The sequence below is a fragment of the Clostridia bacterium genome (assembly GCA_026414765.1).
GTDB lineage: Bacteria > Bacillota > Clostridia > Acetivibrionales > DSM-27016 > SKW86.
Window position 1 is genome coordinate 284,012 of the sequence record JAOAIJ010000016.1, and the last position, 18,640, is coordinate 302,651.

Annotated in this window: 23 protein-coding genes; 17 read left to right on the forward strand and 6 right to left on the reverse strand. The window is 38.8% G+C overall.

Annotated elements, in window-relative coordinates; genetic code table 11:
- Window positions 1-2 precede the first annotated feature (2 nt).
- Window positions 3-638 carry a TetR/AcrR family transcriptional regulator gene (locus tag N3I35_06085; protein ID MCX8129655.1) on the forward strand — a complete coding sequence of 212 codons (636 nt, stop codon included), beginning with the start codon at window positions 3-5 and terminating at the stop codon, window positions 636-638.
- Window positions 639-926: 288 nt separating this feature from the next.
- Complete coding sequence (locus N3I35_06090) at window positions 927-2,090, forward strand: glycoside hydrolase (GenBank protein MCX8129656.1); 1,164 nt, start codon at window positions 927-929, stop codon at window positions 2,088-2,090.
- Between the two features lie 31 nt (window positions 2,091-2,121).
- Here the strand turns inward: N3I35_06090 and N3I35_06095 are convergent, their stop codons facing one another.
- From N3I35_06095 to N3I35_06115, 5 genes are all read right to left on the reverse strand, one after another.
- Window positions 2,122-2,607, reverse strand: a complete 486-nt coding sequence (locus N3I35_06095; GenBank protein ID MCX8129657.1) for an HXXEE domain-containing protein — start codon at window positions 2,605-2,607, stop codon at window positions 2,122-2,124.
- Window positions 2,608-2,621: 14 nt separating this feature from the next.
- The gene (locus N3I35_06100) at window positions 2,622-2,837 is read right to left on the reverse strand and encodes a hypothetical protein (GenBank protein ID MCX8129658.1); all 216 of its coding nucleotides are present in this window, start codon (window positions 2,835-2,837) and stop codon (window positions 2,622-2,624) included.
- A complete protein-coding gene (locus N3I35_06105; protein ID MCX8129659.1) occupies window positions 2,830-4,005 on the reverse strand; it encodes an ArsA family ATPase in 1,176 nt (391 codons plus the stop codon). Before N3I35_06105 ends, N3I35_06100 begins: the two co-directional genes overlap by 8 nt.
- A 123-nt stretch (window positions 4,006-4,128) precedes the next feature.
- Complete coding sequence (locus N3I35_06110; protein ID MCX8129660.1) at window positions 4,129-4,614, reverse strand: MarR family transcriptional regulator; 486 nt, start codon at window positions 4,612-4,614, stop codon at window positions 4,129-4,131.
- A 105-nt stretch (window positions 4,615-4,719) separates the two neighbouring features.
- Window positions 4,720-5,850, reverse strand: coding sequence for a SpoIIE family protein phosphatase (locus N3I35_06115; protein ID MCX8129661.1), 1,131 nt, complete (start codon window positions 5,848-5,850; stop codon window positions 4,720-4,722).
- Window positions 5,851-6,055: 205 nt separating this feature from the next.
- Here N3I35_06115 and yyaC point away from each other — a divergent pair, with 205 nt between their 5' ends.
- From yyaC to N3I35_06140, 5 genes are all read left to right on the forward strand, one after another.
- Complete coding sequence (gene yyaC / locus N3I35_06120) at window positions 6,056-6,664, forward strand: spore protease YyaC (protein MCX8129662.1); 609 nt, start codon at window positions 6,056-6,058, stop codon at window positions 6,662-6,664.
- A gap of 24 nt (window positions 6,665-6,688) precedes the next feature.
- The gene (locus N3I35_06125) at window positions 6,689-7,192 is read left to right on the forward strand and encodes a mismatch-specific DNA-glycosylase (protein MCX8129663.1); all 504 of its coding nucleotides are present in this window, start codon (window positions 6,689-6,691) and stop codon (window positions 7,190-7,192) included.
- A gap of 112 nt (window positions 7,193-7,304) precedes the next feature.
- On the forward strand, window positions 7,305-7,835 hold the full coding sequence (locus tag N3I35_06130; GenBank protein ID MCX8129664.1) for a hypothetical protein: 531 nt from the start codon (window positions 7,305-7,307) through the stop codon (window positions 7,833-7,835).
- Between the two features lie 244 nt (window positions 7,836-8,079).
- On the forward strand, window positions 8,080-8,364 hold the full coding sequence (locus N3I35_06135; protein ID MCX8129665.1) for a hypothetical protein: 285 nt from the start codon (window positions 8,080-8,082) through the stop codon (window positions 8,362-8,364).
- A gap of 113 nt (window positions 8,365-8,477) precedes the next feature.
- Complete coding sequence (locus N3I35_06140) at window positions 8,478-8,636, forward strand: rubredoxin (protein ID MCX8129666.1); 159 nt, start codon at window positions 8,478-8,480, stop codon at window positions 8,634-8,636.
- Between the two features lie 118 nt (window positions 8,637-8,754).
- On the opposite strand, the gene N3I35_06145 is transcribed toward N3I35_06140, so the two are convergent.
- The gene (locus N3I35_06145) at window positions 8,755-8,901 is read right to left on the reverse strand and encodes a hypothetical protein (GenBank protein ID MCX8129667.1); all 147 of its coding nucleotides are present in this window, start codon (window positions 8,899-8,901) and stop codon (window positions 8,755-8,757) included.
- A 394-nt stretch (window positions 8,902-9,295) separates the two neighbouring features.
- Here N3I35_06145 and glnA point away from each other — a divergent pair, with 394 nt between their 5' ends.
- From glnA to ilvC, 10 genes are all read left to right on the forward strand, one after another.
- Complete coding sequence (glnA, locus tag N3I35_06150) at window positions 9,296-10,630, forward strand: type I glutamate--ammonia ligase (protein MCX8129668.1); 1,335 nt, start codon at window positions 9,296-9,298, stop codon at window positions 10,628-10,630.
- 206 nt (window positions 10,631-10,836) lie between these two features.
- Window positions 10,837-11,412 carry an ANTAR domain-containing protein gene (locus tag N3I35_06155; GenBank protein MCX8129669.1) on the forward strand — a complete coding sequence of 192 codons (576 nt, stop codon included), beginning with the start codon at window positions 10,837-10,839 and terminating at the stop codon, window positions 11,410-11,412.
- Window positions 11,413-11,542: 130 nt separating this feature from the next.
- The gene (locus tag N3I35_06160; protein MCX8129670.1) at window positions 11,543-12,259 is read left to right on the forward strand and encodes a gamma-glutamyl-gamma-aminobutyrate hydrolase family protein; all 717 of its coding nucleotides are present in this window, start codon (window positions 11,543-11,545) and stop codon (window positions 12,257-12,259) included.
- 124 nt (window positions 12,260-12,383) lie between these two features.
- Window positions 12,384-13,247, forward strand: coding sequence for a mechanosensitive ion channel family protein (locus N3I35_06165; GenBank protein ID MCX8129671.1), 864 nt, complete (start codon window positions 12,384-12,386; stop codon window positions 13,245-13,247).
- Window positions 13,240-13,440, forward strand: coding sequence for a DUF951 domain-containing protein (locus N3I35_06170; GenBank protein ID MCX8129672.1), 201 nt, complete (start codon window positions 13,240-13,242; stop codon window positions 13,438-13,440). Before N3I35_06165 ends, N3I35_06170 begins: the two co-directional genes overlap by 8 nt.
- Before the next feature lie 100 nt (window positions 13,441-13,540).
- Window positions 13,541-14,740 carry a trypsin-like peptidase domain-containing protein gene (locus N3I35_06175; GenBank protein ID MCX8129673.1) on the forward strand — a complete coding sequence of 400 codons (1,200 nt, stop codon included), beginning with the start codon at window positions 13,541-13,543 and terminating at the stop codon, window positions 14,738-14,740.
- 133 nt (window positions 14,741-14,873) lie between these two features.
- The gene (locus tag N3I35_06180) at window positions 14,874-15,167 is read left to right on the forward strand and encodes a hypothetical protein (GenBank protein MCX8129674.1); all 294 of its coding nucleotides are present in this window, start codon (window positions 14,874-14,876) and stop codon (window positions 15,165-15,167) included.
- A 565-nt stretch (window positions 15,168-15,732) separates the two neighbouring features.
- Window positions 15,733-17,361, forward strand: a complete 1,629-nt coding sequence (gene ilvB / locus N3I35_06185; protein ID MCX8129675.1) for a biosynthetic-type acetolactate synthase large subunit — start codon at window positions 15,733-15,735, stop codon at window positions 17,359-17,361.
- A gap of 83 nt (window positions 17,362-17,444) precedes the next feature.
- Window positions 17,445-17,951, forward strand: a complete 507-nt coding sequence (ilvN, locus tag N3I35_06190; GenBank protein ID MCX8129676.1) for an acetolactate synthase small subunit — start codon at window positions 17,445-17,447, stop codon at window positions 17,949-17,951.
- Window positions 17,952-18,052: 101 nt separating this feature from the next.
- The coding region (gene ilvC / locus N3I35_06195) for a ketol-acid reductoisomerase (GenBank protein ID MCX8129677.1) at window positions 18,053-18,640 on the forward strand (588 nt) is incomplete at its 3' end.

Genomic DNA, 18,640 nt, shown 5'->3' on the forward strand with positions numbered 1-18,640 from the left:
GATTGTACCGAAATTTTGAGAATCTGCCGGAGGACAAGAGGAATAAAATAATCAGCGTAAGCATAGAAGAATTCGCCCAAAATGGCTATGAGAAAGCTTCAACGAATTCTATCGTAAAAAAAGCTGGTATTTCCAAGGGAATCCTCTTCCACTACTTTGGTAACAAAAAAAGCCTATACCTGTATATACTTGATTATGTAATTGATTATTATATCAAGAAATTCAACAGCCAGTATGCTTTTTCTACCAGTGACGTATTTGAACGGCTTGTTGAACGTGCTAAAGAGAAAATGAAACTGGCATATGAAGATCCTGATATGTATAAGCTTGTGTTTGAAGCTTTTGCAAATACCCCGGATGATATTAAGCCGGAGGTACAGGGCAGATATGCTAAAATTATTGCCGAGCAAACCCCACTGGCTTTCAAGGATTTAGACTTTTCCAAGTTCCGCAAGGGTGTAGATCCCAAGAAAGCTATAGAATTAATTGTGCTTTCACTGGAGGCACTGGGGAATAAATATCTGAGTATGTATAAAAACAGGGGAATATGGACTTCGGAAGAAATGGAAAAGATGATGCAGGAATCTCTGGAGTATGTGGAGATGCTCAAATACGGAATATATGAAAGCGAGAAATGATATTATGCAAATAAAAGCTGTGTGAATCTTGATTCACACAGCTTTTATTTGCATGGACACAGTTGTCGGCAGGTCTGCTTCAGCTTGCTTAGTCCAAACAGAATCCGCCGTATCCAAAGTTTCACAGATATGCTCCAAGTCACTACACAAGCAAACCCTTTAACTAGCACAGTGTATTACCTTAAAGTCCTTATCAAATTGTTAGAATAAAGCTGTTGATGGTCACATAGGTTTTTATGTGGTCACTAGTATGGGAAGGCCGACTCTTTAGTGATATGGGGGGTATTTATGGGGAAATATATAGTAGGGGTATTAGCTATTTTATTGACATGTATTTACTCAGCGTGTTATATGTTATTTCTGAATATCCCTTGCATGTCCGCAATTAGCGAAAAGACAATCATAGGGGAAAGAACTGTAGAAGCAAATCTAGGTGAGAATGAAACAAATAGGCTTTACTCGGATAGGGAAACTGCCTTGCTGAACTTTATCAAGAAGAGAATGATGGGAAATGAGGGGCAGATATATACTAAAATAAAGCAGGGAGAAGCTTGCGGAGAAGTCCTTTCGGAATCTGTAGGGCTTTTGATGGAATATTGCATAGAAAAAAATAACAGAGTATTATTTGATAAAGAATTTGACTTTTTAAGGGAAAAATTGCTGGATGATAAAAACCTTATCAGATGGAAAGCTGCGAATAAGGAGGTAAATTGTAACGCAGCTATTGATGATTTCAGAATAGTAAGAGCTTTGCTGGATGCATACGATATATGGGGGGATAAGGTTTATCTGGATACGGCGGGATTTATTCAGGAGAGTATTTTTAAAAAGCAGGTAGAGGGTGAATGGCTTTTTGAGTTTTATGATTGGAAGTTGGGTAAAAGCAATAAAACCATACCATTGTGTTATCTGGATCTGTATACTCTGGGCAGGTTGAGGGAGTTTAATAAAGACTGGTCAAGGGTTGCGGATTTTGGAGAACGGATCATCAGCGAAGGCAAGCCTGATTCTGAAATACCTATATACTACAAATATTATGATTACGAAACAAAGAGGTACTTCCTTGATGAGGAATATGTAAAAAGCAAGGCTGTTTGCCTTACTTATACTTTATACACTGTCATGCATATGTCGGAAATTAACGGGGATACGGAAATGTTTACAAACTGGCTGAAAAAGGAAATGGGAACCGGGAGGCTATATGCCTGGTATGACCCACAAACCGGAACCCCTGCAAACGATATCGAAAGTACGGCAGTCTATGCCTTGGCGGCAGTATATGCAAAAAAAACGGGTGAGGGTGAACTTTATCATAGGTTGATTGATCGTATGATGGCCTTCAGGGTAAATGATAAAAAATCACCGGATTATGGAGGCTTCGGAAATGAGGATACCGGGGAATGCTATTCCTTCGACAACCTCACCGCCTTATGGGCTTTGGCATTGGAGTGAATAAATAACTGGAGCCGCCCGGCACTTCTCTTCAATACCTGATCAGTTTTCTCCCCAGCAGGAATGAAGGCTTGAGTAAAGCAATCAACAATATGCCGGTAATTAGTGTAGATATTACTACCACAGTAAGATCAATAAGTCCTTTGCTGATAGAATAAGTTATTATCAAGCTGTTTACGGGGATGTTAAGAAAAACACCTGTTACTGTTCCCGGTGCATATCTCTTTAATACAATACTTGCTGCAAGGTGGGGCATTACTGCATTCAATATCATAGCCCCTGCATACCCGAAATATGCATACTTTATTATTTCCGATTGTGGGAAGAACAGGAATAAAGCTGTTATCAGGTATGCAGCTATTGTGTACAGAAGGACTGCAAAGTGAAATTCATCTTTTGTGACGGGTTTATGAAATTTTTTTGCGTACTTTGACCATTGGGGCAGCCAAAGTGCCTCTTCAATATTATGTAGTGTTATTGCTAAAGCAAAGAGTATAAAAATACTTGGTGAATCCATAGTGTGCCTCCTAACTATTCGATTGTTACTCCCTTAAGGGCATTGCCGCTGGGTATATTTTCTGGTGCTTGATTGCCGGCATATTGACTTGTAGCATTATTTACTGCTTTAATGATGCACTGATGGGCTGATTTTATCTTTTGTCCGGCATTTCCGGGCAATAAACCAATTATCAATCCTGACATTCTTAACTTACATGAAATCAGTTCTTTAACCAGTTTTTCATTCATTGTGAGCACCTCCAAAACGTATTTTCAACATCTCATTTTCAAATTTTGCCCCTTGTATAGCTAAGTTGAGCAGAGTGCGGGGCAGTACTATATTTCTTTTCACGTTTCCGACTTTTATTATCAACTCATCACCTTTTTGGTTTAGAGATATTTCCTTTTTATCGGTAAATGGCATATAGATGGTGAGTATGTATTCCTCACCGTCTCTTGTAACCTGCTGGGTTCTGCTGGTGTAGCTGATTGCAGTAGGGTCAGTTTCGTTAAAGACTTCCTTGCCCATTTTTTCCAGCATTTCGAGTCCAACTATCTCCCTTTCAAAGAGAGGAGCATAATAAATAGGTAGTGGAGAAAAGCTGTTAATAATGGTTTCTTTGTATTTTTTCTGTATATCCTTCCACACTTTGAAATAATTATCGGATACATTATCGGGGATTACTCTGTTTACTACTACTGCATCGATATTGTAATCGTAAAGATTCAGATAAGCGAAGCTTCGCTGAGCCTCCTTCACTACCATTTTTTCCGGGTTTACTACTATACGTACGCTTGTTATTTCCCTGTTTGAAAGTATTTCTCTCATTTCACTGAGTTGATGGAACAGGTTCTCTATTTCGTTGACCACGCTGTCTGATGGCATCGGGACACCCAGTAAGGATCCGGCTATAGGCCTGACGATCTTCAGCGCTTTTTTCTGAATGGGGAATAGTTTCTCCATCCACCATCTGAGTAAATCCGGATAACTTAGGAAAGCCAGTGTCTCACCGGTGGGAGCACAGTCAATTATGATTACATCGAAGGATTTTTCTTTATGATAACGTAATATTCTCAATAAACTAAGCAGGTCTTCGATGCCTGGAAATATTGACAGTTCTTCAGCTGTTATATCATTTACAGCCTTGGAAGTGAAAACGGTAGAAATAAACTCTTGTATTTTTCTCCAACCCTGCTCTGCTTCGTGAACGGAATCAATCTCCTGTGCCCAGAGATTCTCGCTGATCTGTAATGGCTCCGGTGAAAGCTTGATATCGAATGAATCGCCTAGACTGTGTGCCGGATCCGTGCTTACTACCAATGTTTTCAGACCTCTGCCTGCACTTTTTACTGCTGTAGCTGCGGCCACACTCGTTTTTCCTACGCCGCCCTTTCCTGTATATAGTATGATTCTCATATTTGTTACCTCCTTAGCTTAACTTATTTTGGTAGTTCAAAGAATACATTGCTTCGGATTTTGAATACTTCGGAACCCGAAATACTTGTCTGTTTAAAAGCCCATAAATGGGCCGGTAATATTTTACTCAATTTCGATCTTCTTAATTTTCTTTTCCTTTATTTCACCGGAAAGAATTGCTGCGTTCTTGCTTTCCAGCACTTTTACGAATTTGGCAAATACCTTTAGCAGAAGCTGCTTCTCTTCTCCTGTCAGAGAGGAATTTATCTCATTTATGTACTGCATGACGGTATCTTTAAACCGTGTAATCAGTTCTTCGCCTTTTGGTGTAAGCTTTATAGTAACGATGCGTCTGTCAGTTTCGCTTCTTTCACGCAGGATATAGCCGTTTTTTACTAACCTTTCCACGATGCCGGTGGCTGTACTCATAGGCACATTAATATAGTCGGCGACCTGGCTCATAATGATTTCTCCTTGTCTGTGTATAAGGAGCATCGCAAAAAGCTCGGTCTTTGAAAATGACATATCAAAGTCTATCCACTCTTCCGGATATAAAACCTTTTTAAGACTGTCTATCAATAGATCAAACATATTGTTGGCTTCTAACATTTAATTAGTTCCTCCATTGAATATTACGGCATACGAAATATTCTAAATAAATAATAATATATATAAAAAACATTGTCAATGAAATTTTTTCACTTTTAGAGAGCTTTATCTGATTTCAACCAGAGCCATTGTAATGTCATCGGGAATTTCAGCAGTAGTATCTATTCCTGCAAATTTACAAGCACTATCGGCAATATTGTTCAGGGTTTCACCAGAACCGGATGAGGCGTTTAATAGTATATCAAGTAGCCGTTTTTCTCCGTATTGTTCGTTAGTGTCGTTTTTTAATTCTACAATACCGTCGGTATATAGAAAAACTTTATCGCCGGATGTAAAATTTACGAATTTATCCGAATAATCCGGAGCAGTCATCCAGTTGCTTATCGGAATACCGGCAGATCGCAGGATTTCAAACTTTCCCTTGTTAAATAGTATCGGACAAACGTTATGCCCTGCATTAGAAAATCTGATTTTATTTTCCTTAAGGCTAAATATTGCATAAAAAACCGTAATATATAAATCCTGATCGAAATTACTGTTGTTAAACTCATTATAAAGTTCTTTGAGCACAGCCGCCGGAGATAACAGTTTCTTATTGATACTGGAACGCAAAAAGACTGTAAGCATTGAAGCGGGTACACCGTGTCCTGATACATCGGCTATATATACGCCTACATGGTCTTCATCTATTTTGAATATGTCTAAAAAGTCTCCCCCTATAGTTTCACAGGGCCTATATATGAACGAAAAGCTGATTTTATCCTCCGGAAAACTTTTTGGCAGAAGGCTGCACTGCAATTTTCTTGCTATGCGCAGGTCAGACTGGAGTTTATGGTTTTGTTCCGTTATTTTTTTCTGCAGCAGCTTCATTTGAGTGATATCTCTTAAAACTTCCACTACAGCTATTATTTCACCGTTCTGATCTTTTACCGGAGAACTCATAACAGAATATATCCTGTCTTTTATTGTTTCTTCCTTTTCATGTGATTGACCCTCAAAAACTGTCCTTCGGGAAATACAGTTTTCACATGGAGCAGACCTTCCTATTGCTTTATAGCACTTTTCCCCTGTTTTCAGATTGTCAAGAGCTTCAGACATAGCTTTATTGATATATATTATATTGTCATTCCTGTCAAGAACCCTTACCCAATCAAACATTCCGTTAATTATGTCTTCTATGAGACTGCTGCCTTGGTTGCTATCAGGATTTGAAGGATTAATATTTGTAGTACCCATGTTACGACCTCGCGATACAAATAAAATACGTAATCAGGTCACGTTTTATATTAATAATAACAAAACTAAACAGTCATATCAACAAAACTAAACCGGGTAATATCAGAAAAAGTAATAAATAGGCATACTATGGTAATAATAATTATAGTAGGAATATAGAGCCGCTTAAATTTGTATTATACTACTTTTTGATAGGAGAAATATTATGTTTTTAAAAGCTCCGGTAAAGCAGCAGTACATAAATATGGAAAGTGCTCTGGCATTTAAAAACTTTACAGATGTCCTCCATGCAATAGTTGATAAAAGTGTGAGAAGCGGGTATAAATCCATCGTATTTGTATGTATTGGGACGGATAGGTCTACAGGTGATAGTTTGGGCCCTCTTATAGGCTATAAGATCAATAATATAAGACAAAAAAACGTATATGTATACGGAACTCTGGAAAACCCCGTGCATGCCAAGAATATTGATGAAATAATGAAAAGCATACATTTGCTTTATAATAAGCCTTTTGTTATAGCGATAGATGCATGTCTTGGTCGTATGGACCATGTAGGATACATAACCATAGGAGAGGGATCGATTAAGCCTGGGTCCGGAGTAAACAAGGATCTTGCACCGGTTGGGGACATGTATATTACGGGAATAGTTAATTTTGGCGGTTTTATGGACTTTCTGGTATTACAGAATACCCGGCTTAGTATAGTAATGAAAATGGCTGACTTAATATCGATGGGAATAAGATATGTGCTATGGAAGCTGAACAGTGACCCGGAGAGTCAGGAATTTTTTGAGGGTTTTATTGATAAATAGAAGAATTAATTTCAGATTAATACTATGAATAGAATTCCGGATATAATCGGACATAACTTAAAAATACTTTTTATTGGGTATAATCCCGGTCTTAAATCGGCTGAAACGGGGCATCATTATGCTTCACCGAGTAACAGGTTTTGGAAACTTTTATTTGAATCCGGTATTACACCTTACAGATTCAAGCCGGAAGAAGATGTGAAACTTCTTGATCTGGGATATGGTTCAACAAATATTGTTTCAAGACCGACCAGAGGAGCAGCTGAATTGAAGTCAGAAGAATTCAGGGAAGGAGCTGTTGTACTAAAAGAACTCCTTGCAAAATACAAACCTGTTATTGCGTGTTATGTCGGTATGGGAGTGTATAAAAGGTTTTCCGGTAGACAGCGGGTAGGATATGGCCTGCAGAAGGATAGTATTGTAGAAGGAGTAAGAGATTATGTATGCCCTTCGCCTAGCGGTTTAAATCGTATGCCTTACAGCACTCAACTTGAGTATTTCAGAGATATGAAATCTGTTTCTGAATAAATACCTCTTATAATGCATTTTTCCTCCTGATAAAAATTTCTTTTTATAAAATCAGACTTTTCTTTATTCAATTCTTATAATATTATAGAAAATAAATTTGGGAGGATTTTATATGAAAAGAAATAATATAGTTATAGGGGTAATATTTGTTGTTCTTGGTCTATTGTTTCTGATAAACAATACAGGACTTATAAGAATAGATATCGATTTTTTTGATATAGGTTTTCTGTTTGCGAAGTTCTGGCCTGCAATGTTTTTGATAATTCCGGGTCTTGCAATGCACTCCATATTTTTCTCAGGTAAAAACAAGGATGCGGGTATACTGGTACCCGGCGGTATCCTGCTATTTACGGGTCTGACTTGCCAGGTTTCCATGCTCTTTAATGTATGGGGGATAACATGGCCGGGATTTATACTTGCAGTAGCTATAGGACTTTTTGAACTCTATCTTTTCGGAAGCAGAAACAAAGGACTTTTGATACCTGTTGGCATACTTACCGTTTTATCTGTTATCTTCTTTGACGCATTCACATTCAGATGGCTGCATATATTTGATTTGAAAGAAATACTCATAGGTGCGTTCTTGATAATATTAGGGGCTTCAATAATATTTAAGAACCGCAGAAATAAAAATGAATTCTAGTAACGTATAGGTTGCATGGGTAGGATAAAATCCTGCCCATGTTTTTTTGTGCATTAATATGACGATTCATACTGCATAGCGCCAAAAGATTCCTATGACGGTATTAATATATGAAAGCTTTTTCTTCGTAAGTATACTTACAAGTCTCATATTTGGCACATAAGGCCGAAATGACACAGCATAACTTACAGCACCATATAATACAATAGTATTGTAAATGCTGAAAACTGGCAGGTGCTGAACGATGGACAATGATGCGATGATAAGGGAGAAGCTTGAATTCCTTAAGAATTATACATATGAGGAGTTAAAGAGACTGAAGCTCAAAATACTTGAGAAGGATACGTCGGATGAAAGTATAACTTTTTCTGATAACGGAATTGTTAGCGGTGACAGTAACTGTCATATAGGAAAGGGCCTGTCAATGCAAAGAAGTAATCTATTAACCCATAAAAAGGCTTATAAGAAAAGTTACCGAAATAATGTATATAGAAAATACAAGGGCTTTAAAATAAAATTTTTGTTATAGACATACAGGAAATGGGTAATATACATTGTGTATGAAAACAATATAAAACAATTAGTGTACTTAATGTTTTCATAATCAGAAAAAAAGAAGCATATTAAAGGAGCTGAAGTGTAATGGATAAGTACATATGTACTGCGTGTGGTTATGAATACGATCCAGAAAAGGGTGACCCTGACAGTGGCATAGCACCCGGAACTGCTTTTGCAGATATTCCTGAGGATTGGGTGTGTCCCATTTGCGGTGTAGGCAAAGATATGTTTGAAAAAGCATGATATGAAAATATGATAATTCGATTGAAGTTTTCAAAATATTTGGGCATCAGTTGATGGAACAGCCATGAGGGCCGTAGGTGGCCTGCGTGGCTGTTGCTTTATCAGCTGTTGAAAAGCATTAATCGGATGGTACAGCTTCCAGAAGAGCTTTGTCAACCCATTTGATGGTGTGTTCGTCGATGAATAATAGAACCTCATCTCCGAAACATACAAGAATAATGGCATCACTATTATGAAACTTAACCTTATGACCCAGACTTAGCATCACTATCACTCCATTCCGTTGGAATAACCTTAAATCCGTTTAAGGTATACTGATGACATGGAACATTTATATGTCTATTATTAATATCGTCATTTCAAGGATTTTCTTAACAATAACAATAAAATTTCTATCAAATGGGATAATGGAATACTGATAGAAGGTGATTTTTAAAAATGCAAGTTTCAACTTTGCTACTTGCATTTTTGTTGAAAAAAATATTGCATAATTATTTTGTTATGCTATAATATTAGTTATTAAATATATATTTCTATTTCTTATAGAACAATGGCGTTCTCAAACAAGGTCTGTTGGCCTGGCTTGAGTGCGCTTTTTTGATGTCGCTAAATATATTGATGGTTTCAAAGAGATAAATATGATTAAAGGAGTGTTATTTATGCCGAGATACTCAAAGGAAGACATTCTGAGGATAGTCAGGGAGCAGGACGTTAAGTTCATACGTTTGCAATTTACGGATATTTTCGGTATTTTAAAGAATGTGGCGATTACTGTAGAGCAGCTTGAAAAAGCCTTGGACAACAAGTGCATGTTTGACGGATCATCAATCGAAGGTTTTGTCAGAATAGAAGAGTCTGATATGTATCTCCGTCCTGATACAAATACTTTTGTTATTTTTCCGTGGAGACCACAGACAGGGAAAGTTGCAAGATTGATCTGTGATGTTTACAATCCGGATGGAACACCCTTTGAAGGAGATCCCAGGTATATTCTCAAAAAGGCTTTAAATAAAGCGTATGATATGGGATATGAAACACTGAATGTAGGACCTGAGTGTGAATTCTTTTTATTCATTACTGACAGCGAGGGCAATCCGACTACGGTTACCCATGATAATGCTGGCTACTTTGATCTTGGGCCTGTAGATCTGGGGGAGAACGCCAGAAGAGATATGTGTATGGCTTTGGAAGAGATGGGATTTGAAATAGAGGCTTCTCATCATGAGGTTGCACCGGGGCAGCATGAAATCGACTTTAAATACAGTGATGCTTTAAGCACTGCAGACGCCATACTGACATTCAAACTGGTAGTAAAAACAATAGCACAAAGGCATGGATTGCATGCTACGTTTATGCCAAAGCCCTTGTTCGGAATTAATGGCTCCGGTATGCATACAAATGTTTCTCTGTTTAAGAATGGTAAGAATGTTTTTGATGATGAAAAAGATCCTTTACAATTGAGTAAAGAAGCATACTGGTTTATCGGCGGACTTATGAAAAATATGAGATCTATAGCAGCGATAACCAACCCTATAGTAAATTCATATAAAAGGCTTGTACCCGGTTATGAAGCACCTGTATATATAGCATGGTCCGCAAGGAATAGAAGTCCGCTTATAAGGATACCGGCAGCAAGGGGAGCTTCTACTAGAGTAGAGCTGAGATGTCCTGATCCGACATGCAACCCGTATTTGGCTTTAGCAGCGATTTTGACGGCGGGGCTTGATGGTATTGAAAACAAGATACAACCTCCCGCTTCCACTGACAAAAATATTTTTCAGATGAGTCAAGACCAAAGGAAATCAGAAGGGATTGAATCACTGCCAGGCAGCTTGAAGGAAGCAATAGATGAGCTTGAAGGCAGTAGCCTCGCTAAGGAAATACTCGGTGAGCATATATTTGAAAAGTACATTGAGGCAAAGCGTGGGGAATGGGATGAGTATAAAACTAAAATAAGCAGTTGGGAAATAGAGCAGTATTTGACCAAATATTAATTAACAGAGGCGGATAATCTGACGGGTTAGTAATAAATCTTTAACCTTGATATAGAAGCTTATGGATATAGTTCCAGTGCAGCAACGATGCGGCCGAACCCTTGGGTTCGGCTGTCTTTTTAAATGCATACAAAATGGATTATATTGCCAGACAACTGGTTTAATTGGTATTTTACGGGTATATTAAATGATACTGGGGTGTTAACATGGAATCAGCGAGGATATTGTTAGCCATGAGCAATGACGCGTCAATTAGTAAATTGAGAGTCATTTTGGTTGAAAATGGATATACGGTTGTAGACCAGGCCAAAGACGGGAATGAATGTTTGAGGAAAATACGCGCTCTCAAACCTGATCTGGTAATACTAGATTACGGACTTCCCCTGATGAATGGCTTTGAGGTTTCAAAAGTTGTCATAGAAGACAAGGTCTGTGACATAATCCTTATTATTTCACCTGCACAGGAAGGGCTTATAAGTAATATCAAATCAGAGAATAATTTTGTTTGTATGTCCAAACCCTTGAATAAACCCAGTCTGATAAATACAATAGACTTAATGGTGAAAAATAAGAGAAGAATAAGAGAACTGGAGCAGGAAATTGAGACGTTGAAAGCCAGCCTGGATACCCGTAAAGAGGTTGAGAAGGCAAAGGGGTTGCTGATGAAGCATTTGAGCCTTTCAGAGGCTGAAGCTTTTAAGAGGATTCAGCGTCAGAGTATGGACAGGGGGATTCCTATGAAAGAAATTGCAAAAGCTATTATTCTTGCATATGATATTTAACTTTACTTAATTTACCGTGTACTGATAAAAGTACTACTTAGAAAAAATAGTTTTTTTCATGCTAAAATACACACACAAATAAAAACAGCATTATAATAATTTATAATGCTGTTTTTATTTGGAGGTTTTTATGAGTAAGTACAGACCGCTGATAGGAATAACTTCAGGGTATGACTATGAGAAAGATACTATGTTTGTAAAAAACGGTTATTATGCAGCAGTAATTAAAGCCGGAGGGGTAGCTGTCGCAATTCCGCCCGTAGATGATGAAAGGGTATTGGATGAGGTTATGTGCAAGTGTGATGGTTTTATTCTTTCAGGTGGGCCTGATCTGGATGCGGTTCATTTTAATGAGAGCAACATGCCTTATAACGGAGAGATATCCCCTTGCAGGGATAGGGTAGAATTGTATATTGCAGGAAAGGCTGTAGAATCAGATTTACCTTTGCTGGGGATATGCAGGGGTATACAGGTTATGAATGTAGCTTTGGGGGGAACAATATATCAGGATATTTACTCGCAGATAAATTGCAGGGAGCTCGTAAGACACTCGCAGAATGCTCCCAAATGGTATCCTACTCATGAAATAAATATTGAGCAGGATACCTTGATAAGCAAAATTTTCGGCAACACCTGTGCCAGGGTAAATTCCTTTCATCACCAGGCTGTCAGGGAGTTGGGGTGTGGGTTTGCAGTAACTTCCAGAGCTGAGGACGGAATCATCGAATCAATCGAAAATACTGATAAAAGATTTGCAGTAGGTATTCAGTGGCATGCCGAGCTGATGTGGGAAAAGGATGATAAACATCTGAATCTGTTCAGGGAGTTCATTGAATGTTGTAAATGAGAATATATGTAACGCTTATGGGTTGTTTAAAATAAATATTTTTTGTAAACTATTTATAGCAAGGTGAATCTTAAGATGAAAGAGCGGAATCATCCCTGCATTTCATAAGGAGGACAGGATTGATATGGATAACTTAATAAATAAACTCAAGAGTACGGTAGACAAGCTTCCACAACCGGTAGAAGCTACTCTGAAAGTACTTGGGATATTCATACTTGCTTTGATAGTTGTGAAGCTGGGTAGTTTCATAATCCGGAAGTTGTTTAAGAAACAGAGGCTATCAAAGTATGGAATAAATGATAAAAAGCTGAATACTATGGCTTCTCTGATAGTCAGTATTTTCAGATATACAGTATATTTGATTGCTATAGTCACTATCCTGTCGGATGTACTTGGACTGAAGTCAGTGCTGGCTGCTGCGGGAGTGGGAGGAATAGCAGTGGGCTTTGGGGCGCAAAGCCTTATAAAAGATATTATTTCGGGCTTCTTTATAGTGATGGAGGATCAATATGTTGTGGGTGATCTTATAACTATAGATAATATGACAGGGAATGTGGAAGACCTGGAACTGAGAGTCACCAAACTTCGTAACTTTAACGGCGATCTTTACATAATTCCAAACGGGGAGATAAAAAAGGTCACAAACCATACCCGCGGGGATAAGGCTGTAATCGTAGATATTCCTGTATCATATGGCTCTGATATGAGCAAGGCTTTTGACATTGCCAATTCTATTTGTGAAAAAGTCGGCGGGGAGTTCGATACTATAACCGAACAGCCTAAAGTCATGGGTATTACTGATCTTGGTAAAGACAGTCTTAATTTAAGAATTACAGCAAAAACGATTCCTAATGAGCATTGGGAAGTTGAGAGAAAAATAAGAAGAATGATAAAAGAAGAATTTGACAAGGAAAACATCGAGTTTTATGATAAAAATAAAATAATTTATGAGCAAAAGCCGGAGAATGGGGGAAAAACAAATGCCTGATAAATTTGCTGTAGGGGATATAGTGGAACTAAAAAAGGAACACCCGTGTGGGAGCAAGCAGTGGGAAGTAACCAGAACGGGAGCGGATTTTAGGATAAAGTGCCTTGGATGTCAGCATCAGGTTATGCTTCCCAGGGTCAAATTTGAAAAGAGTGTGAAGAAGATAATCAAGTCCAATCTTGCAACAGAATAAACATATTACTTACCTGCTGATAAAGCAGGTTTTTTGTATTATTTTTTCATTATTTGAAATAATAAATATTGCACAAAGCATCCGGCATGAGGTTGAAAGTGTGCAATATAACAATTCAGAGGATGATAAGATGTTTGAAGAGAAAAAAGGCAGAGGTTTTTTCAGGGTTTTTATTACTGCATTGCTTACCTCGTTAGGCGTAGGGGCATTATTGTTTTTTGCTATATCAAGCTATATAGATAAAAATGACCCTACTCCTCCCATACCCCAGACGGATAAAGGCATGGATGTTCCAAAGCCACAGCAGATAGCTGCTGAAGTACCAGGCTTGCAGCCGGCAGCCACTACAGTGGCAAAAAGTGCTACTCAAGGCGTGGTAGGTATTTCTGTTCTAAAGGTGGACAGTAAATCTATTTTTGACCGTGATACCTCTGAAAAATGGGGTGTAGGTTCCGGAGTCATAGTAAGCTCAAACGGCTATATTCTGACCAATCATCATGTAGCTGGCGGAAAGAATAAAAGAATAGTTGTTTCCTTTGCAAATGGTAAAAACATGGATGGTACTACGGTGTGGTCGGATCCCGTTCTTGATCTTGCAGTAGTGAAGGTGAATTCAACAGGTCTTCCAACTATCCCGCTTGGTGATGCAAATACATTGGAAGTAGGTGAAACTGCTATTGCAATTGGGAACCCGTTGGGGCTGCAGTTTCAGAGAACTGTTACATCAGGCATAATAAGTGCTCTTAACAGGACTATCAGGATTGATACTGAGCAGGGCGCTAACTATATGGAGGACCTTATTCAAACAGATGCTAGCATTAACCCTGGTAACAGCGGAGGGCCGCTCTTGAATGCAAGGGGACAGGTTGTCGGAATAAATACAGTAAAGGTTGCCAGTGCAGAAGCGATAGGTTTTGCAGTTCCTATAAATGTTGCCATACCGATTATAAGTCAGTTGACACAAAGGGGCGACTTTAAGGAACCATATCTGGGTGTTTTTGCGTATGACAGCGAGATAATTCCCTATATCGATAAAAATAAAAAGCTTGACAGTGGCATATATGTAGTTAATGTAGATAAGTCAGGACCTGCAGCTAAAAGCGGGATAAAGGTAGGCTGCATAATTACCAAGGTGGATGGAAATGAAATAAATACGATGCTTCAGCTGAGAACATATATGTATTCGAAAAAACCGGGAGATACCATAAATGTCACACATCTTATGGAAAAGACAGGCAAGTTTGTTACTACGCCTATAAAGCTTGCTGAAAAAACAGGAGATGGGATGGTTACAAGATAAAGCCGGGGACATCCGGCTTTTTTCATATGCCTTTATAAGAAATTCGGGTAATTGTATTGGAACTGAAAAACTGGAGAGAATTCCTATAAACGATATTGGAATAAGTATCCGAATCTGCAGTTAGGAGGCATATATGAAGAGTGCAAAAAATTTTAGTAACAGTATGGATTTTGAGAAAACAATAAGGAAGTATCTTCAGCAGGGTATGAACAAGCTTGAGAGTGATCTTGCAGGGACAAGAGAGGCGATTAAACTTATATCGCAGGAAAAGACAAAGGATTATATAAGAATAACGGATAGAGGTCTGAATAAGGAAGAAAGAGATTTTCTGAGTGCTATAATTGTCTCCAGTATGTACCAGTCATTTTGCTATGGGTACGGAATCGGGAAAATAGAAGGCAGCACAAACAATAAAATATTTTTATAGCCATATGTATATTTGTAACCAGTTTCTGTACCATTTTGAGGCCACACCGAAACGGTAAAAAAACGTAAAAAACGGGTAAAAAAAGCGTAAAAAACTCCTTGACACTAGGATGCGACGTTGGTACAATATTATACAATTATTATTAAATGTATATTGAGAAAAGTTATGAAGGAATAAAGATGCATATATCAGGAACTATAAGTTTATATTTTTTTCATCAAAGTTTCTGAAAATTATGTTGTACAAGAGAGCCGGCGGGTGGTGCAAGCCGGTACGACAGATGCATGAATAACTCATTCCGGAGCCTCATTGCTGAAACCGCTATATTAGGCGATGACGTTAACAACGTTACAGTTTTTTAGTGTTTAGAGATTTTTGTTGATGGTTGTTTTAAGCAGCATAAATCACAATTTCACTTGTTAAGTACACACTGGAGACAGTGTGTTAAAATAGGGTGGTACCACGTGGGAAAATTCCCCTTCGTCCCTGTAGATAAGTTTACTACAGTTAACGAAGGGTTTTTTATTATAGAAAAAGTTGTTCAACCTTTGTAGATGGAGGTTTTATGAAGCTGACAGGAGCACAAGCTATAATTAAGTCATTGCAAATTGAAAATGTTGATGTTATGTTCGGATATCCCGGAGCAGCGATATGCCCTTTTTATGATGCCCTTGTGGATTCTGATATAAGGCATGTGCTTACAAGGAATGAACAGGGAGCAGCACATGCAGCAAGCGGTTATGCGCGTGTAACAGGTAAGGTAGGCGTATGTGTCGCAACATCAGGGCCTGGGGCGACAAATCTTATAACGGGTATAGCAACAGCCTACATGGATTCAATTCCAATGGTGGCTATAACCGGACAGGTTTCCTCGGAGCTTATAGGAAGGGATGTTTTTCAGGAGGCTGATATTACAGGCGCTACAGCCCCATTCTGTAAACACAATTATCTGGTAAAGAATGCTAAGGATATTCCGAGGATTATTAAAGAAGCTTTTCATATAGCTTCTACCGGAAGGCCCGGGCCTGTAGTAGTAGATATTCCGATAGATATTCAGAATAAGGAAATCAACTTTGAGTATCCAGAAACAGTCGATATCAAAGGATATAAACCCACATACAAGGGCCATTCAATGCAGATAAAGAAAATAGCAGGTGCAATAGAAAAAGCAAAAGCACCGGTTATTTGCGCAGGCGGCGGAGTCATAAACGCTAATGCTACCCAGGAGCTTCTCACATTGGTGGAAAAGTGCCAGATACCGCTGACTACAACTCTGATGGGTATCGGTTCCATACCGTCAAGGCACGGGATGAACCTTGGGATGATCGGTTCACACGGAGTTTATGCTGCAAATTATGCACTTTACAATGCAGACCTTCTTATTATCATGGGTGCCCGTGTAGCTGACAGAGCTATCGGAACAGCAAGCAAAATAGCAGAAAAGGCTAAAATAGTTCATATTGATATAGATCCTGCTGAAATCGGAAAAAACATAGGAGCCTCAATACCCGTTGTAGGTGATGTGAAGCTGATTTTAAGAGAGCTTGCGGAGAACGTCGGTAACAGTAATACGGTAAAATGGGTTGAGACTATAAAAAAAATAAAGAATGAACACCCGTTGAAGTACACTGATGGTGGAGATTATGAATTTGTGAAGCCGCAATATGTGATATTTGAGCTATCAGACATGTTGAAAGAAGATGATATTGTCACTACAGAAGTCGGGCAGAATCAGATATGGACTGCAAACTACCTGAATGTGAGGAAGCCGAGGACCTTCATAACATCAGGCGGCATGGGTACTATGGGTTATGGCCTTCCTTCAGGGATAGGGGTAAAGATAGGGAAGGCAGAATCAAGGGTTGTCGTTATAGGCGGGGACGGTAGCTTCCAGATGTCACTGCAGGAACTCGGAACAATAAAACAGAATAAGCTTGGCGTTAAAATAATAATTTTCAATAACTCAAGGCTGGGGATGGTAAGAGAAATACAGAAGACAAGGTACTGTGGCAGATATTCACAAGTATTTCTTGAGGAAAACCCGGACTTTGTAAAACTAGTAGAAGCATATGGATTTAGAGGAGAGCGTATCAGAAAAAACTCAGAGGTGAAGGCTGCCCTGGGAAGGATGCTTGAGGAGGATGAACCATATCTTCTTGAATGTATAATAGATCCTGATGAACCGACACTGTAAGTGAATTGAGAGTGCGGGGTTGACGGCAGAAGGTAAAACATTAATATAATTTGTAAGGTGTATTTAGATAGGAGGAATGAAAGATGGCCAAACATTTACTATCAGTATTGGTGGAAAATCATGCAGGAGTGCTGTCAAGAGTAGCAGGACTGTTTAGCAGAAGGGGCTTTAACATCGACAGCTTGGCAGTGGGTGTTACAGAAAATCCTGATATATCCAGGATGACGATTGTAGTAGATGGCGATGACTATGTAGTAGAACAGGTTAGCAAGCAGCTAAACAAGCTAATAGATGTAATAAAGATAAAGCAGCTGGAAAAGTCTGATTCAGTAAGCAGGGAACTAGCTCTTATAAAAGTTAGTGCTACAGCAACGACCAGAGCTGAGATAATTCAGATAGTAGAAATCTTTAGAGCTAAGATAGTTGATGTTTCGAAAAATACACTGACCATAGAAATATCAGGGTCATCAGAAAAGGTTGCAGCTTTGGAAGACATGCTGAAGCAATTCGGAATTAAGGAAATTGTAAGGACGGGTACGATTGCTATCGAAAGAGGCAATAGATATATAAATGTACAAAATGATAAATAAAGATGGGGATAAGAGTTTGATGTTTATAGTTTGAAGTTTAACTTTAACTATGATGAACTCAAGGCCTTAAACTTTAAACAAATTATGAGGAGTGATATATTGTGGCAAAAATGTATTATGACAGTGATTGCAATCTAGGCCTTTTAAAAGGGAAAACCGTAGCGATTATCGGGTACGGGAGTCAGGGACATGCACATGCGCAGAACCTGCAGGACAGTGGAGTGAAGGTAGTGGTGGGTTTGACACCAACTTCCGAAAAGAGACAACAGGTCACCAATGACGGTCTTACCGTAATGGATACAGCGGAGGCTGCAAAAGCGGGCGACTTGATTATGATTCTTGTCCCGGACCAGGTACAGGCAGATGTTTATGAAAAGGACATCAAACCGTATGTAAAAGAAGGAAAAGTTTTGATGTTTGCCCATGGCTTTAATGTAACCTTTAACCAAATCATAGCACCGAAAGAAGTCGACGTGATTATGGTAGCTCCCAAAGGACCCGGACATACGGTAAGGAGTCAATATAAGGAAGGCAGAGGTGTTCCTTCACTGATTGCCATACACCAGGATGCTTCCGGGAAAGCAAAAGAGTACGCACTGGCGTATGCTGCCGGAATCGGTGCAGGTAGAGCAGGAATCCTGGAAACAACCTTCAGAGAAGAAACCGAAACGGATTTATTTGGTGAACAA

Bases quoted from the DNA above. Each gene is read 5' to 3' on its own strand.
- N3I35_06165 (MCX8129671.1), top strand. From the start codon at position 12,384: ATGGATAACTTAATAAATAAACTCAAGAGTACGGTAGACAAGCTTCCA.
- N3I35_06180 (MCX8129674.1), top strand. From the start codon at position 14,874: ATGAAGAGTGCAAAAAATTTTAGTAACAGTATGGATTTTGAGAAAACA.
- glnA (MCX8129668.1), top strand. From the start codon at position 9,296: ATGCCGAGATACTCAAAGGAAGACATTCTGAGGATAGTCAGGGAGCAG.
- N3I35_06090 (MCX8129656.1), top strand. From the start codon at position 927: ATGGGGAAATATATAGTAGGGGTATTAGCTATTTTATTGACATGTATT.
- N3I35_06140 (MCX8129666.1), top strand. From the start codon at position 8,478: ATGGATAAGTACATATGTACTGCGTGTGGTTATGAATACGATCCAGAA.
- N3I35_06105 (MCX8129659.1), bottom strand. From the start codon at position 4,005: ATGAGAATCATACTATATACAGGAAAGGGCGGCGTAGGAAAAACGAGT.
- ilvN (MCX8129676.1), top strand. From the start codon at position 17,445: ATGGCCAAACATTTACTATCAGTATTGGTGGAAAATCATGCAGGAGTG.
- N3I35_06100 (MCX8129658.1), bottom strand. From the start codon at position 2,837: ATGAATGAAAAACTGGTTAAAGAACTGATTTCATGTAAGTTAAGAATG.
- ilvB (MCX8129675.1), top strand. From the start codon at position 15,733: ATGAAGCTGACAGGAGCACAAGCTATAATTAAGTCATTGCAAATTGAA.
- N3I35_06145 (MCX8129667.1), bottom strand. From the start codon at position 8,901: ATGCTAAGTCTGGGTCATAAGGTTAAGTTTCATAATAGTGATGCCATT.
- N3I35_06125 (MCX8129663.1), top strand. From the start codon at position 6,689: ATGAATAGAATTCCGGATATAATCGGACATAACTTAAAAATACTTTTT.
- N3I35_06135 (MCX8129665.1), top strand. From the start codon at position 8,080: ATGGACAATGATGCGATGATAAGGGAGAAGCTTGAATTCCTTAAGAAT.
- N3I35_06110 (MCX8129660.1), bottom strand. From the start codon at position 4,614: ATGTTAGAAGCCAACAATATGTTTGATCTATTGATAGACAGTCTTAAA.
- N3I35_06170 (MCX8129672.1), top strand. From the start codon at position 13,240: ATGCCTGATAAATTTGCTGTAGGGGATATAGTGGAACTAAAAAAGGAA.
- N3I35_06130 (MCX8129664.1), top strand. From the start codon at position 7,305: ATGAAAAGAAATAATATAGTTATAGGGGTAATATTTGTTGTTCTTGGT.
- N3I35_06155 (MCX8129669.1), top strand. From the start codon at position 10,837: ATGGAATCAGCGAGGATATTGTTAGCCATGAGCAATGACGCGTCAATT.
- N3I35_06095 (MCX8129657.1), bottom strand. From the start codon at position 2,607: ATGGATTCACCAAGTATTTTTATACTCTTTGCTTTAGCAATAACACTA.
- N3I35_06115 (MCX8129661.1), bottom strand. From the start codon at position 5,850: ATGGGTACTACAAATATTAATCCTTCAAATCCTGATAGCAACCAAGGC.
- yyaC (MCX8129662.1), top strand. From the start codon at position 6,056: ATGTTTTTAAAAGCTCCGGTAAAGCAGCAGTACATAAATATGGAAAGT.
- N3I35_06160 (MCX8129670.1), top strand. From the start codon at position 11,543: ATGAGTAAGTACAGACCGCTGATAGGAATAACTTCAGGGTATGACTAT.